The sequence below is a fragment of the Glaciimonas sp. PAMC28666 genome, from assembly GCF_016917355.1.
Lineage (GTDB): Bacteria > Pseudomonadota > Gammaproteobacteria > Burkholderiales > Burkholderiaceae_D > Glaciimonas.
On sequence record NZ_CP070304.1, the window covers coordinates 107,143 to 128,366 of the forward strand.

At 50.8% G+C, this 21,224-nt stretch carries 18 protein-coding genes; 5 read left to right on the forward strand and 13 right to left on the reverse strand.

The window, feature by feature from the left end:
- Nucleotides 1–318 precede the first annotated feature (318 nt).
- The 3 genes from mfd to JQN73_RS00410 all read left to right on the forward strand — a co-directional run bounded on the left by mfd (nt 319) and on the right by JQN73_RS00410 (nt 5,375).
- On the forward strand, nt 319–3,900 hold the full coding sequence (gene mfd, locus JQN73_RS00400) for a transcription-repair coupling factor (RefSeq protein ID WP_205321148.1): 3,582 nt from the start codon (nt 319–321) through the stop codon (nt 3,898–3,900).
- Nucleotides 3,901–4,017: 117 nt separating this feature from the next.
- Nucleotides 4,018–4,860, forward strand: coding sequence for a phosphoserine phosphatase SerB (gene serB, locus JQN73_RS00405; RefSeq protein ID WP_205321149.1), 843 nt, complete (start codon nt 4,018–4,020; stop codon nt 4,858–4,860).
- 152 nt (nt 4,861–5,012) lie between these two features.
- A complete protein-coding gene (locus JQN73_RS00410) occupies nt 5,013–5,375 on the forward strand; it encodes a DUF4870 domain-containing protein (RefSeq protein WP_205321150.1) in 363 nt (120 codons plus the stop codon).
- 92 nt (nt 5,376–5,467) lie between these two features.
- Here the strand turns inward: JQN73_RS00410 and JQN73_RS00415 are convergent, their stop codons facing one another.
- The 6 genes from JQN73_RS00415 to phaC all read right to left on the reverse strand — a co-directional run bounded on the left by JQN73_RS00415 (nt 5,468) and on the right by phaC (nt 12,844).
- Nucleotides 5,468–6,634 carry a cystathionine beta-lyase gene (locus JQN73_RS00415; protein ID WP_205321151.1) on the reverse strand — a complete coding sequence of 389 codons (1,167 nt, stop codon included), beginning with the start codon at nt 6,632–6,634 and terminating at the stop codon, nt 5,468–5,470.
- A gap of 262 nt (nt 6,635–6,896) precedes the next feature.
- Nucleotides 6,897–7,406: a hypothetical protein gene (locus JQN73_RS00420; protein WP_205321152.1), complete on the reverse strand. Its 510-nt coding sequence runs from the start codon at nt 7,404–7,406 to the stop codon at nt 6,897–6,899.
- Entirely contained in the window at nt 7,403–8,776 is a 1,374-nt protein-coding gene (rimO, locus tag JQN73_RS00425; RefSeq protein ID WP_205321153.1) for a 30S ribosomal protein S12 methylthiotransferase RimO, read from the reverse strand. The genes JQN73_RS00420 and rimO overlap by 4 nt, the downstream gene beginning before the upstream one ends.
- Nucleotides 8,777–9,273: 497 nt before the next feature.
- Nucleotides 9,274–9,837, reverse strand: a complete 564-nt coding sequence (gene phaR / locus JQN73_RS00430) for a polyhydroxyalkanoate synthesis repressor PhaR (protein WP_205321154.1) — start codon at nt 9,835–9,837, stop codon at nt 9,274–9,276.
- 315 nt (nt 9,838–10,152) lie between these two features.
- Nucleotides 10,153–10,893: a 3-ketoacyl-ACP reductase gene (locus JQN73_RS00435; RefSeq protein WP_205321155.1), complete on the reverse strand. Its 741-nt coding sequence runs from the start codon at nt 10,891–10,893 to the stop codon at nt 10,153–10,155.
- A gap of 154 nt (nt 10,894–11,047) precedes the next feature.
- Entirely contained in the window at nt 11,048–12,844 is a 1,797-nt protein-coding gene (phaC, locus tag JQN73_RS00440; RefSeq protein WP_205321156.1) for a class I poly(R)-hydroxyalkanoic acid synthase, read from the reverse strand.
- Nucleotides 12,845–12,902: 58 nt separating this feature from the next.
- On the opposite strand from phaC, the gene JQN73_RS00445 reads away from it, so the two are divergent.
- Complete coding sequence (locus JQN73_RS00445; RefSeq protein ID WP_205323542.1) at nt 12,903–13,202, forward strand: hypothetical protein; 300 nt, start codon at nt 12,903–12,905, stop codon at nt 13,200–13,202.
- 65 nt (nt 13,203–13,267) lie between these two features.
- On the opposite strand, the gene pgeF is transcribed toward JQN73_RS00445, so the two are convergent.
- Together pgeF and JQN73_RS00455 are read right to left on the reverse strand one after the other, a co-directional pair.
- A complete protein-coding gene (pgeF, locus tag JQN73_RS00450) occupies nt 13,268–14,047 on the reverse strand; it encodes a peptidoglycan editing factor PgeF (RefSeq protein WP_205321157.1) in 780 nt (259 codons plus the stop codon).
- A 110-nt stretch (nt 14,048–14,157) separates the two neighbouring features.
- Nucleotides 14,158–15,201, reverse strand: a complete 1,044-nt coding sequence (locus JQN73_RS00455) for an RluA family pseudouridine synthase (RefSeq protein WP_205321158.1) — start codon at nt 15,199–15,201, stop codon at nt 14,158–14,160.
- Nucleotides 15,202–15,246: 45 nt separating this feature from the next.
- Between JQN73_RS00455 and JQN73_RS00460 the strand changes: the two genes are divergently transcribed.
- The gene (locus JQN73_RS00460) at nt 15,247–16,047 is read left to right on the forward strand and encodes an outer membrane protein assembly factor BamD (protein WP_205321159.1); all 801 of its coding nucleotides are present in this window, start codon (nt 15,247–15,249) and stop codon (nt 16,045–16,047) included.
- Between the two features lie 221 nt (nt 16,048–16,268).
- Here the strand turns inward: JQN73_RS00460 and JQN73_RS00465 are convergent, their stop codons facing one another.
- The 5 genes from JQN73_RS00465 to JQN73_RS00485 form a co-directional block, all read right to left on the reverse strand.
- Complete coding sequence (locus tag JQN73_RS00465) at nt 16,269–17,111, reverse strand: UDP-2,3-diacylglucosamine diphosphatase (RefSeq protein WP_205321160.1); 843 nt, start codon at nt 17,109–17,111, stop codon at nt 16,269–16,271.
- Nucleotides 17,108–17,875, reverse strand: a complete 768-nt coding sequence (locus JQN73_RS00470) for a GNAT family N-acetyltransferase (RefSeq protein WP_205321161.1) — start codon at nt 17,873–17,875, stop codon at nt 17,108–17,110. Before JQN73_RS00470 ends, JQN73_RS00465 begins: the two co-directional genes overlap by 4 nt.
- Before the next feature lie 177 nt (nt 17,876–18,052).
- A complete protein-coding gene (gene dinB, locus JQN73_RS00475; protein WP_205321162.1) occupies nt 18,053–19,243 on the reverse strand; it encodes a DNA polymerase IV in 1,191 nt (396 codons plus the stop codon).
- Nucleotides 19,244–19,291: 48 nt separating this feature from the next.
- On the reverse strand, nt 19,292–19,921 hold the full coding sequence (pnuC, locus tag JQN73_RS00480) for a nicotinamide riboside transporter PnuC (RefSeq protein WP_205321163.1): 630 nt from the start codon (nt 19,919–19,921) through the stop codon (nt 19,292–19,294).
- Between the two features lie 45 nt (nt 19,922–19,966).
- Complete coding sequence (locus JQN73_RS00485) at nt 19,967–21,193, reverse strand: phosphotransferase enzyme family protein (protein ID WP_205321164.1); 1,227 nt, start codon at nt 21,191–21,193, stop codon at nt 19,967–19,969.
- Nucleotides 21,194–21,224: the final 31 nt, after the last annotated feature.

A 21,224-nucleotide genomic window follows, 5' to 3' on the forward strand; every position in this document is an offset into this window, starting at 1 on the left:
TGCAAAGCCTGACAGTGCCGCATAAAAAAGGCTGACGAATAGACAATTGCGCGGTGGTTTATAATGTTGCTCTGAATTTTAACTGTCAATGCAGCTTAATTGTGGCTTTTTTGCCCGTCACGGCCTCTGCTTTGCTTTAGCTGATGCTTACCAGCCTCTGCTTCGACAACGCTGATAGGGGCAAAAAAAGCCAGCGCTGCGCTGAAGCCTCAGATAGCGGGGATGATGCGCTAGCCCGACGATAAACAGCAGATGTGCTCCGATCCTGACCGCGTAATTTGATCTTAAATAGGTTCTCATATCAAAACCCAACGCCCGATGCAATTCGATCTTGATAAGTCGCTGCCCAAGCCGGGCGCACGATTTACGCTGCCAGCGGTCCATGGCTCAGCCGATGCCTACGCTTTAGCCCATGCTGCGTTGACGCTGAAATCCCGTAAGCAAATGTTGACAGTGATTGTCGCCAATGCCACGGACGCGCAACGCCTACTCTCGGAAATCCCGTGGTTTGCCGAGGAACAGATTCCGCCTGCAGCCAAAGGCGAGGTTAAAGGTGACGCCGGCCCTGCGCTACAAAATCGTAGTAGTTTACAGTGCCATCTGTTGCCCGACTGGGAGACCCTGCCTTACGACGCTTTCTCCCCCCACCAGGATCTGGTGTCCGAACGCCTTGCCACCTTGTATGAAATTCAAAACGGTCATTGCGACGTCCTGATCGTGCCCGCAACCACGGCGCTGGTGCGTATGGCACCACCCGCCTTTTTGGCCGCTTACACCTTCTTTTTTAAACAAGGCGAGATTCTGGACGAAGCGCGTCTGAAATCACAATTAACGTTGGCCGGTTACAGTCATGTCACTCAAGTCATATCACCGGGTGAATATTCCGTCCGTGGCGGTCTGATTGATATTTTTCCCATGGGTTCGGTGTTGCCGTATCGCATCGATCTATTCGGTGACACCATCGAAACCATTCGCACTTTTGATGCAGATACCCAACGTTCGTTGTATCCGGTGAAAGAAATACGTTTGCTGCCGGGACGCGAGTTTCCGATGGATGAAACTGCACGCACTGCTTTTCGGAGTCGCTGGCGGGAAGAATTCGAAGGCGATCCGTCGCGTTCAGCTATTTATAAGGACATCGGAAACGGCATCGCCTCTGCGGGTATCGAATATTATTTGCCACTTTTTTTTGACGGCACTGCAACGTTATTCGAATATTTGCCAGAGACCACGACCTTTGCTTTAGTGGGCGATATTAACGACGCGATCATGCGATTTTGGAGCGACACGCAGTCGCGCTATAAATTCCTGAAATCCGATAGAGAGAGACCGTTACTCGCGCCAGAAACCATTTTTCTCAGTGACGAAGATTTCTTCAAATTAGTTAAACCACATGGTCGCTGGATCATTCAACAAGGCGACAGTTTTGCGAAAGACAGCGACACCGACCAGTCGCTCCCTGAATCTGCATCGGCTGTAGTGCCTTCCCCAGACTCACCGGGAACCGGGCTATCCGGACCGGCTTTGTCGGCTTCGTTGCCGAATATCGCAGTCAATCGGCGTATTGACGACCCGCTGAGCAATTTACGTGCTTATCTTCTGCAAACCGATAAACGTGTGTTGATCTGCGCGGAATCGAATGGTCGACGGGAGACGTTGCAACAATACTTCAGCGAGTATAAGTTGCCTCTGCAACTTGCAGAAAGCTACACCGACTTCGTTACTTCCTCCGCCAGGTTGATGCTCGGTGTGGCCCCGTTACACGTCGGATTTGCACTGAATGATTTCGCATTCATTACAGAAACCGAACTCTACGCCGGGTCGGGCCGACGCATCGGCAAGAAAAAACAAGAAGGTGCAACCCAGGTCGAGTCGATGGTTCGCGATCTGTCGGAGCTCAAAATCGGCGATCCGGTGGTCCATATCAACCACGGCATTGGCCGCTACATGGGTCTGGTCAGCATGGATCTGGGCGAGGGAGAGACCGAGTTCCTGCATCTTGAATATGCCAAAGATACCAAGCTCTATGTCCCGGTGTCTCAACTGCACGTTATTTCCCGCTATTCTGGTGCCTCGCCCGAAGATGCACCGCTGCACGCGCTTGGCTCCGGTCAATGGGAAAAAGCCAAACGCAAAGCTGCACAACAGGTTCGCGATACTGCCGCGGAACTGCTCAACCTGTATGCCCGCAGGGCATTGCGTCAGGGTCATACATTCGAATACTCGGCGCACGATTACGCCACTTTTGCGGAAAGTTTCGGTTTCGAAGAGACCGTTGATCAGGCTGCCGCCATTAATGCGGTGATCGGTGATATGACCAGTGGAAAACCAATGGATCGCTTAATTTGTGGCGATGTCGGTTTCGGTAAGACGGAGGTCGCTTTACGCGCTACGTTTGTTGCCGTGCTGGGTGGTAAACAGGTGGCGATTCTGGCACCTACCACGCTGCTGGCCGAACAGCATGCACAAACCTTCGCAGACCGGTTTGCCGATTGGCCGGTAAAAATTGCCGAGCTATCGCGCTTCCGCTCCGGCAAAGAAATTACACAAGCAATGAAAGGCATGGCCGACGGCACCATAGACATCGTTATCGGCACGCACAAATTATTATCGGACGATGTTAAATTTGCACGATTGGGGCTCGTCATCATTGATGAAGAACATCGCTTCGGTGTACGCCAAAAAGAGGCGCTGAAATCATTGCGGGCCGAAGTCGATGTGCTGACTTTGACGGCGACCCCGATTCCGCGCACGCTTGGTATGGCGCTCGAAGGACTACGCGACTTCTCTATTATCGCGACCGCGCCGCAAAAACGGCTGGCGATCAAAACATTTGTTCGCAGCGAGGATGATTCAACCATCCGTGAAGCCTGCTTACGCGAACTGAAACGCGGCGGCCAGGTCTACTTCCTGCACAATGAAGTCGAAACCATCCTGAATCGCAAGGCGATGCTGGAAGTGCTGTTGCCAGAGGCCCGGGTCGCTGTTGCACATGGGCAGATGCACGAGCGCGATCTGGAAAAAGTGATGCGGGATTTCGTCGCGCAACGCTTTAACATCCTGCTATGCACCACCATTATCGAAACCGGCATTGACGTGCCGACGGCAAATACGATCATCATGCATCGCGCTGACAAATTCGGTCTCGCACAATTACACCAGTTACGTGGTCGGGTAGGACGTTCGCATCATCAGGCTTATGCGTATTTGCTGGTGCACGACGTGCAAGGATTGACGAAACTGGCACAACGACGTCTCGATGCAATTCAACAAATGGAAGAACTCGGTAGCGGTTTTTATCTGGCAATGCACGATCTTGAAATCCGAGGTGCAGGTGAAGTGCTGGGCGACAATCAATCAGGCGAAATGCACGAGATTGGCTTTCAGTTGTATTCAGACATGCTAAATGAGGCCGTACGTTCACTCAAAAACGGAAAAGAGCCCGATCTGGCTGCACCGCTTTCGACCATGACAGAAATCAATTTGCATGTTCCCGCACTGCTACCTGGCGACTATTGTGGCGACGTCCATGAGCGTTTATCACTGTACAAGCGCTTGGCTAATTGTAATGCCCAAGATAAAATCGATAACCTCCAGGAGGAGCTGATTGATCGTTTTGGCAAGTTGCCGGACCCGGCGAAAGCCTTGATCGAAACACACCGGCTGCGGGTAGCGGCAAAACCGGTAGGCATCATCAAGATCGATGCGCATTCTGAAGCAGCGTTGCTCCAGTTTGCGCCGAACCCGCCCATCGATGCGATGCGCATTATCGAATTGATCCAGAAAAATCGCCACATCAAGCTCAATGGGCAGGACAAATTGCGGATTACCATCGCCATGCCGGACCTGGCGGCGCGAGTGAATCAGGTAAAGGCTACCATTCGGTCGTTGATTGGTTGATTGGTTGATTGATTGGTTGGATCGATTATCAACGCCCGCGCTACTGAAGCTCTGAAACATTGAAGCACTTAGCCTAGTTGAAGAAATATTTAATAAGCATTACGAAAGAATCATGACATGAATTTGATCCTGCAAAGCCTGCACCAAGACCCCGTTGCCTTGCACAATATCGCCCATCTTGCAGGCGGCCAAATCGTTGCGCTTTCGCAAACAGCCTGGCGCTGTGAGGGCGTAGAGATCTCGGCATCCCGGGCCGTCGAGATTGATACTGCCTGTCACGCTGCCGGGATTGACTACGCACTGGTTCCGCCAGGGCGGCAACTATCGGATTTCAAGTTGCTTGCCATGGACATGGACTCCACCCTCATTACCATCGAATGTATCGATGAAATCGCTGACATGCAAGGCCTCAAACCGCAGGTATCAGCGATTACGGAGGCGGCCATGCGAGGCGAACTGGAGTTCAACGAAAGCCTGATTCGACGCGTGGCCCTATTAAAAGGCCTGGATGCATCTGCCCTTCAGCGGGTGTATGACGAACGGCTGCAACTCTCACTGGGTGCCGAAAAAATGCTGGCGGCTGTGCAGGCGGCTGGCATCAAAACATTATTAGTCTCCGGCGGATTTACATTTTTTACCGATCGTATCAAAAAACGTCTCGGACTCGATGCCACTCACGCTAACGAATTGGAAATAGTGGACGGTAAACTCACCGGGAAGGTCATCGGCGAAATTGTGAATGCTGACGTCAAGCAGCGCACCGTAGAACGCCTTTGCGCAGAAATGGGAATAGCGCCAGAGGAAGCCATTGTCATGGGCGATGGCGCAAATGATTTGAAGATGATGTCCATCGCCGGTCTTTCCGTCGCATTCCGTGCCAAACCCGTTGTGCGCGCACAAGCCAGCGTGGCCTTGAACTTTGTGGGGTTAGACGGCATCTTATCAATATTGGGCCAGTGACTTTGATCCGAGCGAGGTTTACCCCGGTTACTTTGCCTCGTAACGAAAGCCATAAAACAGCTATAAAACAGCTATAAAACGGGTCCTACATTAGTGGCTCGAATTCAGCGCCCTATCGTTATGAAACGCTAAACTCAATAAGGACCGCTACGATGACGCAAGAATTAGTATTCGATAACAAGCTGCACTCTTTAAAAAATCTCGCCTGGTGGCTTTATTTGATCCACGGGGCGTGTCTGATATTCTCGTTGGGGCTTTTTTCCTTCGTTCCGCTCATCATCAACTACGTAAAGCGCGAAGATGCCGCAGACACGTTCATCTACAGCCATCACAATTGGCAAATTCGTTCGTTTTGGTGGTACGTGGTTTGGGTTGCCGTCGGCGGCGTCTTGTTCTTGACGTTTGTCGGAATCCCGCTGGCGTTTCTGGTGTGGGGTGTCGCCTGGATATGGAAAGCCTATCGTCTGATAAAAGGCTTACTTGATTTGAACGACAATAAGGCCATGCCGATTTAAGATGAAACGAGCGCTCATCCCGTATGGGCGCGCATTTCAAAAGACCTAAAGGGATGCAAAGTGAGGTCGCATTTTTTTGCCACCTCCCTAATTCATTTCAACTGCAGTAACGCTTGCTCAATATCAGCAATCAGGTCCTGTGGATCTTCCAGCCCTATATTAAACCGCACCAAAATTCCCTCTTCTGCCCAATCTTTACGCATGCCCTCAATCCGATAAGGGACAGCGAGACTATTCGCTCCGCCCCAACTAAATCCAATCTTGAACAGCTTTAGACTATCAACAAAGCGGTCGGTTTGTTCTTCCGTATAGCGTTTATCAAACAGCACAGAGAACAAACCCGCGGCACCGGTGAAATCACGTTTCCAAGTTGCGTGGCCGGGGCAATCCGGAAAAGCCGGATGCAGCATGCGTGTGATTTCCGGCCGATTTTTAAACCAGACGGCCACCTTACGCGCCGCCGCATCGTGCGCCTCAAAGCGCAACTTCATCGTCGGCAAACTACGCAGCACCAGATAAACGTCATCCATGCCCACGCCTAAACCGAGGTTATTAAAAGCTATCTCGACCTTCTTGGCGATGGCAGGATCGCGCGTGATGACAGCACCCATCAATACGTCCGAACCACCGGACTGATATTTAGTGAGCGCTTGCATCACAATATCGACACCGTGGTCGAATGCCCGAAACGCCAATCCAGCCGACCAGGTGTTATCGAGCGCAACCAACACTCCGCGAGCATGTGCAGCCACACAAATCGCTGGAATATCTGGAATTTCCATCGACACGGAACCGGGTGCTTCTGTCCAGATCAATGTCGTATTTGGCTGAATCAAATCAGCAATTCCGGCACCAATCATCGGATCGTAATAGCGCGACGTGATACCAAAGTTGGTGGACAGCCAGTTACTGAGGACGCGATTGGAGCCGTACACATTATCTGGTACAAGGACGTCGTCACCGCTTTTCAGAAATGCAAAGTCGACCATCGTGATCGCCGCCAGTCCGCTCGGCGCCAGGCGACAATGCGTGCCGCCCTCAATATCTGCCAGGCGTGCTTCTAACGTAAATGTTGTCGGGGTCCCATGCAAACCGTAGTTATAGGCGTTTTTATCGAGCCAGTCCCGCGCACGCATTGCTGCCACATTCTCAAACAACACCGTCGACGCGTGATAGATCGGCGTAGGAAATGCACCAAACCCTTTTGGCGCAACGTAGTCGTTATGAATGATGGAAGTTTGCAGCGTTTTTTTTGACATGGGACAACCCCTTTTATTGGCTTGGTTGATGCGTTCGTTTTCAGCTTAATAGCTGACTATTCTAACGAATCGGCTCACTAAATGACGCTTGGATGGACGAAATATCGGCTTTTTGACCAACGTAGACACGACAATGTTCCGTCAAAGCGCAGAGTAAACTTCGCAAGCGAAGATAACAAACTTAATCAAAGAAATGAGATAGGTACAAATGGGAGCAACGCCCCACGATCAAGGCGATCTTTTTTAGAAAAAAACCTGCCAATTATTTGGGGCTGGATTTTTTAAGTGACTTTTCCGGCTGGACGATCAACATGAAGGGCTTGGTCATCGCATCATCGGTAGTCGACCAGGTACCACTAAACGTCTTGCCGTCGAACTGCCCTGACCAGTCGCCCGACACATCTTTGCCATTAATCGATTCTTCCATAATGACTTCGCCGCCCTCATACTCGCCAGCCAATAAAACACTGGCAGACTGACCCACGGTTGAATAGGTACCTTGAAGTCCGTCGGTTGGATCCGGCTTAAGTTGGAGGTGTAACTCAATCGTCGCCTCCCCTAAGGTGCCGCGAAATGACAGAGGTTGTGCGAACAAATCAGGCTTTTGCGACTGCGTTTTTGCCGTTGGATCAGCGGGGGGCGGAGTGACAGCAATCGCGGGAGCGGTAGCCGAAAGCGACTGCTGTGCCTCTGCGGCACTGACTTCGGCAACCGCTGACTGCAAGCCCGTCAGCACAAACAGCATCCAGACAACACGAAACCTTGATGTCATGCAGCTGCCCACAGGTCATGCGAATCTGAAGCGGTGATCGTGACGTCGACAAACTCGCCGACCACCAATTTTTTATGTGGCTCGAACGGTGGTTTTACATAGACTACGCCATCGATTTCCGGCGCATCTGCACTGGAACGACCAACACCGCCGTTACGGTCGATAGAGTCGATTAACACGCGCATGGTTTTACCAACCTTGGCTTGCAGACGCTTTTTGGAAATTTCTTCCTGCAACAACATCACGCGGCCACGGCGTTCTTCTCGCAGCTCTTCCGGGACCGGATTAGCGATCTGGTTCGCAGTTGCACCTTCCACCGGCGAATACGCAAAACAGCCCAGACGATCAATTTCAACTTCTTTCAGGAAGTCTAGCAAATATTCGAATTCAGCTTCAGTCTCACCCGGGAATCCAGCGATGAACGTCGAGCGAATAGTGATATCCGGGCACAGTGCACGCCAGGCCTGAATTCGTTCAATATTTTTCTCACCATTGGCAGGACGCTTCATCCGCTTCAATACATCAGGATGCGCATGCTGCAGCGGCACGTCCAGATAAGGCAGAATTTTTCCCTCAGCCATCAAAGGAATGATGTGGTCGACGTGCGGATACGGATAAACATAGTGCAGGCGAACCCAAGCACCGTATTGCGCGCCCAACTCACCCAGCGCGGTGACCAGCTGGGTCATGTGGGTCTTGACCGGCTTACCGTTCCAGAATCCCATGCGAAACTTGACATCCACGCCGTAGGCGCTGGTGTCCTGGGAAATAACCAATAACTCTTTCACGCCCGCTTTGAAGAGGTTCTCGGCTTCCAACATGATGTCAGCAATTGGGCGCGACACAAGATCGCCGCGCATCGATGGAATGATGCAGAAGCTGCAACGATGGTTACAGCCTTCGGAAATTTTTAAGTAGGCAAAATGTTTCGGTGTCAGCTTGACCCCTTGCGGCGGCACCAGATCGAAAAAAGGCGCGTGCGGCTTGGGGAGATGCTTATGCACGGCAAACATGACTTCCGTCAATGCGTGCGGCCCGGTAACTTCCAACACTTTAGGATGAATTTTTTTGATGATGTCATCGCCAGCGGCATCTTTCTTTACACCGAGACAACCGGTTACAATTACTTTGCCGTTTTCACTGAGCGCTTCGCCGATGGCATCGAGCGACTCTTGAACCGCAGCGTCGATGAATCCGCAGGTATTCACGATCACCAGATCAGCGCCGTCATAAGACTTGGCAGTTTCGTAACCTTCAGCACGCAATTGCGTCAGGATTTGCTCGGAATCGACCAGCGCCTTAGGGCAACCAAGGGATACGAAACCAACTTTAGGGGCAACCGGTGCGGCTACGGGGATAACATTTGACATGGCGGAGAAAATGAGGACGAAGCGAAGGCGCTATTGTACCCCTTCCGCTGTCATGGACACCTTAGAACCTGTTTTAGATTCGTTTCCACGCCACGTTATTCGCAAATAGAATGGATTGAGCTAACTTTGGGTTGATATAACCGCAATGAATTTTAATTTATTAACTATTTAACAATTACTTCGTCGTAAATTGGGATTAATCAGTCACACTGATAGTCCCGACGCGACCGCCCTGCTATCGCAAAATAACATAACTCAACTATGTGGTGAACTGCTCAGACTCCGGCATCGGTTGCATAAGCGTTGCACCAGAAGCGGTAGTCTGAAGGCACCGCCGGGGCGGGGCGCCTATCGTGATTATCGTGGTTATCGTGATTATCGCGACAATCACAATGTCACCCAGGCGCTCCTTTTTGCGCCTAAGTAGCAAGAGGATATGCGCTAAATCAAGCGATTGATGTGTGCCCGCAGTCGATTGCCGCTTCAAAAAAAGCCGGTCACTTTGGGTCGCTGTCTTTATCGGGTGGAACAAAAGGGAATGTCCCAAACATATTTTTGCTTTGACTTTGCATTTTCTCTTGCATCTGCACAAACAGTGTTTTGCTTTGCTCGATGTAATTGCTCATCATCCCTTGCATCATCGGTCCTTGCACATTCATAAACTGCGCCCACATTTCCGGGCTGAATGGCTTACCTTCGTAAAACCCTTTTGAGTTTTCAGTCAGCTTGTTTTGAATATCGATGAATGCCTGAATATTTTTTTCTAAATAAGAACCCATCATGCCTTGCATCGCATGGCCGTAATAGCGAATAATCTGAGATAACGCGGCACTCGAAAACATCGGCGTACCGTTGGACTCTTCTTCCAAAATAATTTGCAACAATATGCTACGCGTCAGGTCCTCATCACTTTTGGCATCAATCACCGCAAATTCTTCGTTCTCGAGCACCAGTGCTTTTACGTCAGTCAGAGTGATGTAAGAACTGGTCTGCGTGTCGTAAAGGCGTCGATTTGGATATTTTTTGATCAGGCGCACAGAAATTTTTTTGGGTGTGGTCATGGGAATTTCCAGTTTATCGCGCATTAACGCATTTCAAATCAAACATGTAAGTCAGTTCCCTCTTACACAAAACAATGCCCCGCGTGAAATACGGTCTACTACACCATTATATTGCGCCAATTGTGCGAAGTTGTGGGAGAAAAAGAAATTTTCCAGGGCATGCGGTCCCAGCAGACTTCCTTTCAAAATCATCCGAGAGGAAATCCGCCGAGACCAAACGCAGATCGAAGACCCGCAATAGTGCTATTGAGCAGAAAACATTCAGCGACTAACTCTTTAAACCTGCGGCCCAACCTTACAGTTGGGCCTGGGGCTTTAACCCATGTGCAAACCGCCATTGAGGGAGAAGTCAGAACCAGTCGCATAACCACCTTCGTCAGACGCAATCCAGGCAATAATCGAAGCTATTTCTTCCGGCTCGCCTAAACGCTTAATGGGAATGCCGGAAATAATTTTTTCGAGAACTTCTGGACGAATCGAGCGCACCATATCAGTCCCGACATATCCAGGAGATACCGTGTTCACGGTGACCCCTTTGGTCGCGACTTCCTGTGCTAGCGCCATGGTGAAACCGTGGATACCGGCTTTAGCGGTTGAATAGTTAGTTTGACCGAATTGGCCTTTTTGACCATTCACGGATGAAATGTTAATGATCCTTCCAAAACCGCGATCCGCCATACCGTCGATGACTTGCTTGGTCACATTAAATAGTGAGTTCAAGTTGGTATCGATGACCGAATCCCAGTCGGATTTAGACATTTTGCGGAATTGACCATCGCGTGTAATACCGGCGTTATTCACCAGAATGTCGACTTCGCCAATCTCCGCTTTGACTTTTTCAAAAGCCGCTTTGGTTGACTCCCAATCGGAGACGTTACCTTCAGAGGCGTGAATATCAAAACCTTGGGCGCGCATCGCCGCCAACCACGTGTCCTTTCGCGTTGAATTAGGACCGCAGCCAGCGACTACGGTGTAACCATCTTTACAGAGACGAGTACAAATTGGGGTACCAATGCCACCCATTCCACCTGTTACATAAGCAATTCGTTTGGACATTTTGTCTCCTCTTTCATTCAATTAACAAAAAACCGATGCAGGTTTTACATCGCTAAAACTCCCGTTAAGGGATTACTATGCTGTGGAATTCTGGTTCATGAATTGTAGTGTATATATGACCGCGATAAGCTACATATATTATGTATTAAATAATTTATTCTGCCCTTACTTTGACATAACGACCAGGGGCCGGTTCAATTAGTTTATACGCCGCAGTTCCCGGCTTTTTCGGTGCCGCCACTTTTTTCCCCGCATGCTCAGCCAGGAATGCAGACCAGTCGGTCCACCAGCTTCCAGGGTGTTCAGTTGCGCCATCGAGCCATTTTTCTGCCGCAATACCCGCCTTCGGATTGGTCCAATAACTACGTTTATTTTTAGCGGGCGGATTGATCACTCCAGCGATATGGCCTGATGCACCGAGTACAAACCGATTCTGGCCAGCGTGCTTAGGATTTAATAATGTGGTCGATGCATAGGCGGAGGTCCAGGGAACGATGTGGTCTTCACGCGAGGCATAAATAAATGTTGGAGCAGCAATCTTACCCAGATCGAGCTTTTCACCCGCAACGGTCAATCTTCCTGGATCTTTGAGTGCGTTATTCAAATACATATTGCGTAGATAATAGCAAAACATCGGGCCAGGTAAATTTGTACTGTCCGCATTCCAATACAACAGATCAAAAGCCGCTGGCTCTTCACCTTTTAAATAATTCGATTCGACGTAATTCCATATCAAATCGTTTGGACGTAAGCTCGAAAACGCCGACGCGAAATCCCGACCCGGCATTAAACCGCCAGCGCCAATTTCCTGCTCACGCTTAGCAATTTGGGCTTCGTCGATATACACATCGAGAATGCCGGTATCAGTGAAATCGAGCAATGCCGTCAACAGTGTCAGGCTTGCCACCGGCTTTTCACCGCGTGCGTAGAGCACTGCCAGCGCAGTCGATAGGATCGTACCGCCAACGCAAAAACCAAGCGCGTTAATCTGCTTTTGACCGGAGATTTCCTGGGCCACGTGCACAGCCTGAATGCCCCCCTCTTCCACATACTGATCCCACGTGGTCCGGGCGGTTGATTCATCTGCGTTACACCACGAAATCAAAAACACGGTATGGCCCTGCTCCACCGCGTAGCGCACCAGTGAATTTTGCGGTTGCAAATCCATGATATAAAACTTGTTGATACATGGCGGCATGATCAGCAAAGGCCGCTCATGAACGGTCTTTGTCAACGGTTTATACTGGATTAACTGGAACAACGCATTTTCAAATACGATAGAACCTTCCGTGGTCGCAACGTCTTTTCCGAGTTCAAAAGCACCTTCATCGGTCTGCGATATCTTCCCTTTTTGCATATCGGCCAACAGATGGGCCATGCCGCGGGTCAGGCTCTCGCCTTTGGTTTCTACCAATAGTTGCTGCGCAACCGGATTCGTCGCCAGGAAATTGCTTGGCGACATCGCATCGATCATCTGCTGAACTGCAAATCCAATTTTTCGCTTGGTTTTTAGCGGCGCATCAACGGCATCCACCAGCGCGGTCAGATAATGGGCATTCAACAAGTATACCGCGGCGTTATAACCGTATACCGGATTGCTTAGCCACGCTGAACCATTGAAACGTTTGTCCGACAGCGTCGGCGCGCGCGAAGCCACCGCGTCTTGCCACAATGCAGTGAGTTGCTCGGTGTACGATTTTTGCAGCTTTTCGAGTGATTCCGGTGCCAGTTTGATACCTAAATTTTTTAATGCTGTATCAGACATTGCTGGTGGAGCGAAGGCATGACCGGGTGCAGAACCGAACCACGTTAGCCATTTATTCGGGTCAGCAATCTGCGACATGTTTTGTGACAAATCTGGAGACAAATTATGACTAAATTGCTCCATCATCTGTTGCGAAGCTTGCGATAAAAATGCGGGATCGAATGCTGGAAATTTTGGATTATTCATGCGGGTACCGGTTATTTCGCGTATGGTGCAGGATTGTCCGTGAGCCTAACTTTTTTATATGTATATCGTCGCCATTGCTTGGATTTACGTTGTCTTCATGATGTCGATTACGGAACTGACCGCCGTCGCAGGAGTGATGACATTTCTGCTATATGGCGTAATTCCTTTGTCAATAGTTTTATACCTGATGGGAACGCCCAAACGCAAGCGAAATCGACAAAGGGCTGATCAACAGAAGCGAATGCTGGCGGCGAAGGATGCCGTACAGCAAGTAAATCGTGAATTAGGGGATGCAAACCCGCACTCAGCACAAATAGCTGAGCAAAATTCCAACATCGAACCGATACAAAAATTATAAAAAAATGATGCAATCGGGTAACGCGCCGTAACAAAGAAACTGCCGACGTTTTCAAAGAAAAAACCCTATTTTAGCCATATCAATGATGCCATACGGCCCGTCACCTTATCGCGACGATACGAATAAAACTGTTGATCGAGGACAGTACAGGCCCCACCGCCACTTACGCCGTGAACACCGACTTCACCCAAAATAGTACGCGCGAGACTATAGATATCAGCAACATATTTTCCCGGGCTTTCCACAATCGGTATGAATGCGGATGCGACCTGCCTGACAATTTCTGCCGACGCGGTTCGCGCATGAGCGGCGGTTATAAATGCCGCCAACACGTCTGAGCCGACTTCAAATTTTTGCGGACCGATTGCGGGACCGAGCCACGCGATGATCTCGCTGGCACCGGCCTCGCGCATACGCGATACGGTACGTTCCAGAACTCCACCCACCAGACCGCGCCACCCCGCGTGCGCTGCTCCAACTACCTGCCCTTTGACGTCACAAAATAATACCGGCAAACAATCCGCAGTCAAGACAGCACATACTTGCCCCCTACGCGTTGAAATTGCGGCATCAGCCTCAGCATTATCATCCGCCGTATTTGCATCAACCGCATGAATACCGTGAACCTGGTTCAGCCATAGTGGCGGCGATGGCAAACAGGATGTTAGCAAAGCCCGGTTGGCTTCAACATCAGCCAGCAAGTCGCCGACATGCGAACCTAGATTCAGGCCACCGCAGCCATTCCCGTTGGCATAAAATCCCTGGCTTGCGCCACCGTCACGCGTGGTCACGAGCGCGCCGACATTCGCTGGCGCACCAATCCACTCTGGAGTAATTACGTTCATAGGATGCATTCATTTAGCGTAATCAGTGTGGCGCTAAGTGCATTTGGAAAGGCACCGATCCGGCCCCCTCCCCCAAAATACATTTGGACCACTCCTGAATATGTGCAGATTTATTCAGGCGCAGAAATGCCGGAACGCTTGATCAAATCGGCAAAGTCCTCTGGCAGGGGCGTGAACCATTCACACTCTTCACCCGTGGAAGGATGATTTAATCCCAGACGTGTTGCCTGTAAGGCCTGCCGCGGAAACGCAGGCATCAGATGCTGTTTGCCATACAACGTGTCACCAACAAGAGCAAAACCGATTGAAAGCATGTGCACGCGAATTTGATGGGTACGCCCGGTTTCCAGCTGGCAGCGCATCAAACTGACCGGTCTTCCATCCAGAAGCCCGCTTTGCAATCTTTCGTAATGCGTCACCGCCGTTTTAGCGCTCAGACTTTCCGACACCGCCATCTTGATGCGATCCCGTGGATGACGTGCCATCGCCGCATCAATGGTGCCATTAAGCTGTGGCGTGCCCCATACCAGCGCCAGATATTGACGCTTGACGGTCCGCGCCGCCAGTTGGCGAACCAGGTCGGTTTGCGATTCTAACGTTTTCGCCACGACCATCAATCCGCTGGTGTCCTTGTCCAGACGATGCACGATGCCAGCCCGCGGCACGCCAGCCAAATCGGGCCAGCGATGCAAAAGACCATTTAATAACGTTCCCGACCAGTTGCCGGCAGCAGGATGCACCACCAGTCCGGCCGGTTTATCGATCACGATGATATCGTCGTCTTCGTATATGACCGCCAGCGCCATGGGTTCTGGAGTATAGGCGTGTTCGTCCGGGGCCGGTTGCGGCTGGACGATGACAGTCTCATCGCCGAACGCAATCATTTTGGTCGTGGCAACCTTGCCATCGACGCTAACATGACCAGCTTCCATCCATTGTTGGATGCGGCTACGTGAAAACTGGGGAATTTGACTCGAAATTACTTTATCGAGTCGGGTTCCGCACACCTGAGGCGTCAATATCAGAACGATAGGTGCAGCGGTATTTACCGCTACCTCAATTTCTTCGCTATCATCGATATCGGCTTCAAATTCTGTTTCCGTAGGGTTTTCAGCCAAATTTGGCTTTGTAAATGACGTCACTGCAAGTCCCATCGGCTATAATCTATCAATTGTTTACACGCATTCTTGCGAACCACCATGCAAAAAAAACTCTCCACACTAGCTGCTGTCGCATTCGCTCTCACATTATCGGCATGTGGCCTATTGCCCGACAAGGTCGATGAAACCGCAAACTGGTCTGCTCCCAGATTATACTCGGAGGCAAAGGATGAAATGAGTAGTGGTGGTTACGATAAAGCAATTTCATACTTTGAAAAGCTCGAATCACGCTATCCTTTCGGTACTTTTGCCCAGCAAGCCCAGATGGATATCGCTTATGCGCACTATCGGCAAGGTGAGCAGCCCGAGGCGCTTGCAGCGATTGATCGCTTCATTAAATTGCATCCAAATCATCCAAACGTAGACTATATGTACTATTTGCGTGGCCTGGTCAATTTTAACGATAAGGTCAGTATCTTCGATTTCTTGTCAAAAGAAGATGCATCGGAGCGCGATCCAAAAGCTGCTCGCGATGCTTTTGATGCCTTTAAGCAAGTTGTTGATCGCTTTCCCGATAGCACGTACGCGCCTGATTCTCTGACGCGCATGAAATATTTGGTCAACGCGATGGCCCAATACGACGTTCACGTAGCAAATTATTATCTGCGCCGCGGCGCTTATGTTGCTGCCGCGAACCGCGCTCAAAGCGCCGTACAGGAATATCGCGATGCGCCAGCAGTGCAGGAAGCGCTATACATAATGGTACGCTCGTATGACGCTCTCGGCATGAAACAATTACGTGACGATGCTGCCCGCGTTCTGCAAACAAATTATCCTGATAGCGTTTATTACAGGGGTGGTCCGGTTCTGGAGAAAAAACCTTGGTGGAAAATCTGGTAACCGGTTAAGTTATTGCCTTGTCAGACGACATCTGACGGTTTCGTCAAAAAGCCTCGCAATGCGAGGCTTTTTGTTGGCCTCATCCGCCGCATGGGAACCTATTGGAAAAGCTGCAACCGGTACGCCGCAAGCGATTGCTTTCGGTGACGACAGGTTTCTCGCAGCGTGGTGACAACACCGACGATTGGGAAGGGAGGCGTCGGTTATGATGGCGATTCACGTCACTCTCCAGCATTAGCTCTCAAAACCACATTCTTTTGTCCCATGATTTCTTGCCAGGATATTAACCGTAATGTGCCACTTGCATCCTCAACCAGCGCCGTCAGGCTTTCTACCCAGTCGCCGTCATTGCAATAAGTGATTCCATTGATATCGCGCATCTCGGGCTTGTGAATGTGCCCGCAGATCACGCCATCGAGGCCTTTTTTTGCAGCTTCAGCGGCGAGAGCATTTTCAAACGAAGAAATGTAATTTACCGCATTTTTTACTTTGAGCTTGAGGTATTGCGACAAAGACCAATAAGGTAAGCCAGCCCGAGCGCGCCACCGGTTGAACCACTGATTAAACTTCAGGATCACCGTGTACAAACTATCGCCAACATACGCCAGCCATTTTGCGCATGAAATAACACCATCGAACCGATCTCCGTGTAATACCAGAAATCGCTTCCCTTTTGCAGTCGTGTGGATCAATTCATCGCGAATTTTTATGCCTCCGAAATCGAGATCAATGAATTGCCGTATCGCTTCATCGTGATTGCCGGGAACAAAAATAACCTGGGTACCCTTGCGCGCTTTTTTCAATACCGTTTGCACCACGTTGTTATGAGTCTGATCCCAATACCAACGTCGCTTCAGTTGCCATCCGTCGATGATATCGCCGACCAGATAGAGCGTCTCTGATTCCGTCGCCCGTAAAAATTCCAGCAAGCGCACCGCTTGACAGCCGGTCGTACCTAAGTGCACGTCAGAAATCCAGATCGTTCGAAAGCGTATCGGTTCGCGTTTGACCTCGGTCCCGGCCCCAGAAAATCCGCTGTTCAGAAAGCGCTCGTCAGGCTTCATGCCGGACCCATTTCTTTACGATAATGACGTGCATAACGACTATCGAGGCGGGTTAACGGTAATAGCAGGAAAAAATCGGCAGAGTGAAAATCAGGATCCCATGCCGGTTCACCGCATACCCATGCTCCGCTACGCAAGTAGCCCTTTAAAAGCGGCGGCATAATCGGCGCATATACGGTCCCTCGTGCATCGACCGAAAAAGGAGTAAGAGGCGTCACCCGATATTCTGCTGGAGAGAAGTTTTCTCGCGTCAAGGCGTTATAAAGGGCGGCAGCATTGTGGCCTCCGTCGGCAAGGCTGACGCTAACGCAACCCATCAAATAGTCACAGCGTTCACGCCGCATGTACGTCGCTAATCCGGCCCACAACAGCATGATGACGCTACCGCTACGATAGTCTGGATGTATGCAAGCGCGCCCTGCTTCGGCAAGACGGCTGCGCAAATGATCGAGCCGACCAAGATCAAACTCTTTTTCGGAATAATACGATCCCATGCGACGGGAAGCATGCGGACTCATTACGCGGTAAGTGCCTACGACCAGCAAAGTCTTGTTGTCACGCACAATCAGGTGATCGCAGTAGGCATCAAACTCGTCGACGTCCAGGCCAGTTGGATTGACCAGTGCGGCCAGGCTCAACCCTTCAACAAACACTTTATAGCGCAGCCGTTGCACTTCCCGTATTTCTTCCGGGGTTGTCGCCAGGCTCACCGTTAATTTAGGAGAAGCGTGGGTGGCGTCGTGCGGGAGGGTCGTTAAACGCATGCGTTGTCCTTTTGAAATTTTGACAATGCCAGCGTAACGAGCGATTACTTCAGGAAAATGACCAGTTTATGTCTGTTTGATGACGCGACAACAGGGCGCTTAAACTCAGGGAACTCACGGACTCACGGAACAATAACCCGGTCAGTGCCATGGTTTTGCAAAAATAATCGTGTATGGTCAAAGCGACCCCATACCATCTCCAAACAAATCACCTTGCGCCGCCGATGGCGATTCGGTTGTTGCGTTTTTTTTCTCTAACGTGCTGACACGAACGCCAAGCAAACGCAGCTTTTGATGGAAAGATACGCGGCGGAGACACTCTGCGGCGGCGCGCCGGATCGCCATCGCATCGTCTGTCATCGACGCAAGGGTGACATCTCGCGTCACCGCACTGAAATCCGTGAATCGTAACTTGATCCCCACCGTGCGACCTACGTAGCCCTTGCGCTGAAGGTCACCAGCCAGTCGTTCGCATAAGCGGGTGAAAATTTCTGTGAGGGTGGTGCGATCTGCCGAGGCATGGAGATCCCGTTCAAACGTGGTTTCGCGGCTAATGGACTTTGGTTCAGAATGAGTGACCACCGGGCGATCATCGATCCCATGCGCAACGTCATGCAACCATGCACCATAACTGCTTCCGAAACTTTCCTGAAGAACGCCGGTATCTGCGTGGGCTAATTCTGCGATGGTGCGAATATTTAAAAGTGCCAGTTTTTCAGCAGATTTTGGTCCAATACCATTAATCTTGCTGACTGACAGCGGCCAGATCCGATGCGCCAGATCAGCGTGCGAGAGAATGGTCAATCCATTCGGCTTTTCCAGGTCGGAACATATCTTGGCAAGGAGCTTGTTAGGTGCCACGCCGATCGAACAGGATAGGCCGGTGGCGTCGTTCACCGCTTTTTTGATGCGTGCTGCAAGGAGAGCGATCGGTTCCGTTTGCTCGCTAAGATCGATATAGATTTCATCGATCCCACGATCCTCTATAAGCGGCGCAATGCTTGCCACGGCAGTTTTGAATAACCTTGAATAGTGCCGATAAGCCTCAAAGTCAGTCGGCAACAATACGGCATCGGGGGCCAGTTTCGCGGCCTTCATGATTCCCATGGCAGAAAATATACCCAAGGCCCGCGCTTCGTAAGTAGAAGTCGTAATGACTCCGCGACCAACGTAATTGCGCAGCGTTGCATACGTCCGGCTTCCGTCTGCGTGCAGGACAGGCTGATGGTCAGAGCCGCCGCCAATGGCCACGGCTCGGCCGCGCAATTCCGGATAGCGCAATAGCTCTACCGAGGCATAGAAGGCATCCATATCAAGATGCGCAACATAGCGTGTTTTAAGCGGCGCATTAACGATAATTTCAGGCATGGTCGCAGTGGATTACTCGCAGTTATTTCGTATCCATTTTAAATAAAGTTAACCCGCCAGATTACCAATAGGAGCAATCGTTTCATGCTGGTGTAACTCGCGATGCCAATTGCGCAAGCCGATAGTCGCCAGAAGAATGAACATCGCATACAAGCCTGCGGTCAGCTGTAAATCCTTATAGACGTATACGCCAACGTAGACAATATCGACCGCGATCCATAGCCACCAATTTGCAATGTATTTGCGTGCCATCCAATACTGCGCTACCAGACTAAAACTGGTTAACGCAGAATCGAGCCAGGGGATATGTGCATCCGTGAAGCGCGCCATCACGTACCCTAACAAAACACTACCTACCGTCCCCACCATTAGACCTATGGCCCAGCCTTTTACCGATAATCGTTGCGGCATAATGTGCCGTTTATCTTCTTCCAGAAATGTTTCCGACAAGGCTTTTGCCATACTCTGATTGCGGGTCCAACTCCACCAGCCATACACCTGCATGACGAAAAAAATCAGTTGCAATAGCAAATCGGAATAAAGTTTGGCGTCAAAGAAAATTCGCGCATAAAGCAACACAGATACGCACCCTACAGGCCAGCACCATATGTTCCGGCGCGCAGTCAACCAGACCGCCAGTGCGCTAATGATGACGGCAATTATTTCCAGACCGGACATGTTTTTCCTTCAGAATATTCAGAGAGAATCCGTCTTCACGGATGATCAAGACGTGATAACGCGCCCCTGTATATGTGCCAATAGATGAATACCTGCCGCACTATTAAACCACTCGGCATGACCTAATAGATAAGTATCGTAAGCTACCGCGGCGTTCTCGGCCGAGTTCTGGACGCCATAAAAGTAAGCAAGTTCCGACAAGGCAAATTCTACGTGTGCCAGCGGCAACATCGCTGCCACTGCAGCCACGTCAAACGCGGATAAGGGCGTAACGGTTTCGTAACCATCCAGCAAGGCATCCAACTGATCAAAATGCACTAATTGCGCGCCGCTAATCCCATCGGGGGCTGCATGCTCGGGCAACCTCAGCCATTCAATCGTATTCGTGACAATGGCGATCGCGAGATCATAGACCGCACAGGTTTTATCGCACAGCCCAAAATCCAGTATTGTTGCCACCTGCGCCGCCTCATCATTGGCGCGACCATGCTGAAGATACGGGCCATCGGGTGCCTGCCACAGCAGATTGGAGGCGTGCCAGTCGTTGTGGGTCCAAAGCGGCACCAATTTCTTTAAGAACGGCTGCAGTCGTTGGTGGAATGGCATCAATACACGCTGCGCGTCCTGCCGCCAATTTCGTTGCGCCACGTAGTCCGCCAGGCCGGGGCGTGCGTCGATGTAATCCTGCATCGCTGCAAGGGGATCGTCATTGCTCGCTATCGAAAATCCGGACACCAGCAAAGTCGCCTTGCGCGGTGGCGCATCATAACCGGCCGCGCCCTGATGGAACTGGGCCAGGGCACGCCCAGCAGCATACGCGTGGGTGGCTTCCTCGAATGGCGTCCACGAAAAAGCATCTCGATAAATGTCTTTGCCTTGCCCCAATCGATGAACTTCATACGTCCAGTCGCCGTCGGCAATAGCGGTCGCTCCAGTAATATCCGAAAGTACTTCGCTCACAGCGGGTCCGCCGGGCGGGATGTGGGACGCCAAATGGGCGATAAACCGATGTTCCTCTACCAGATCGGCGCAACTGCGGATCGCTTTTATCAGCCGTTTAACAAATAACCGCCCGGACGCGGTGTCTACGACGCACGCGCTGGAAAACGGCCGCGGGCTGAACCACACCAGGCGCTTGATCTCGCCCACTTGCGGATACCTTACCAGCAAATGTTTTATTTCGGCTAACGTCAACGGCGGCCACGCAGGTGCCACACTTTCGGCGGCCAGACCATGACTTAACATTGACGCGCTATCGTTATCTAAGATCATAAAAGCTATTATAAAATCGTTTCCAAGGCGC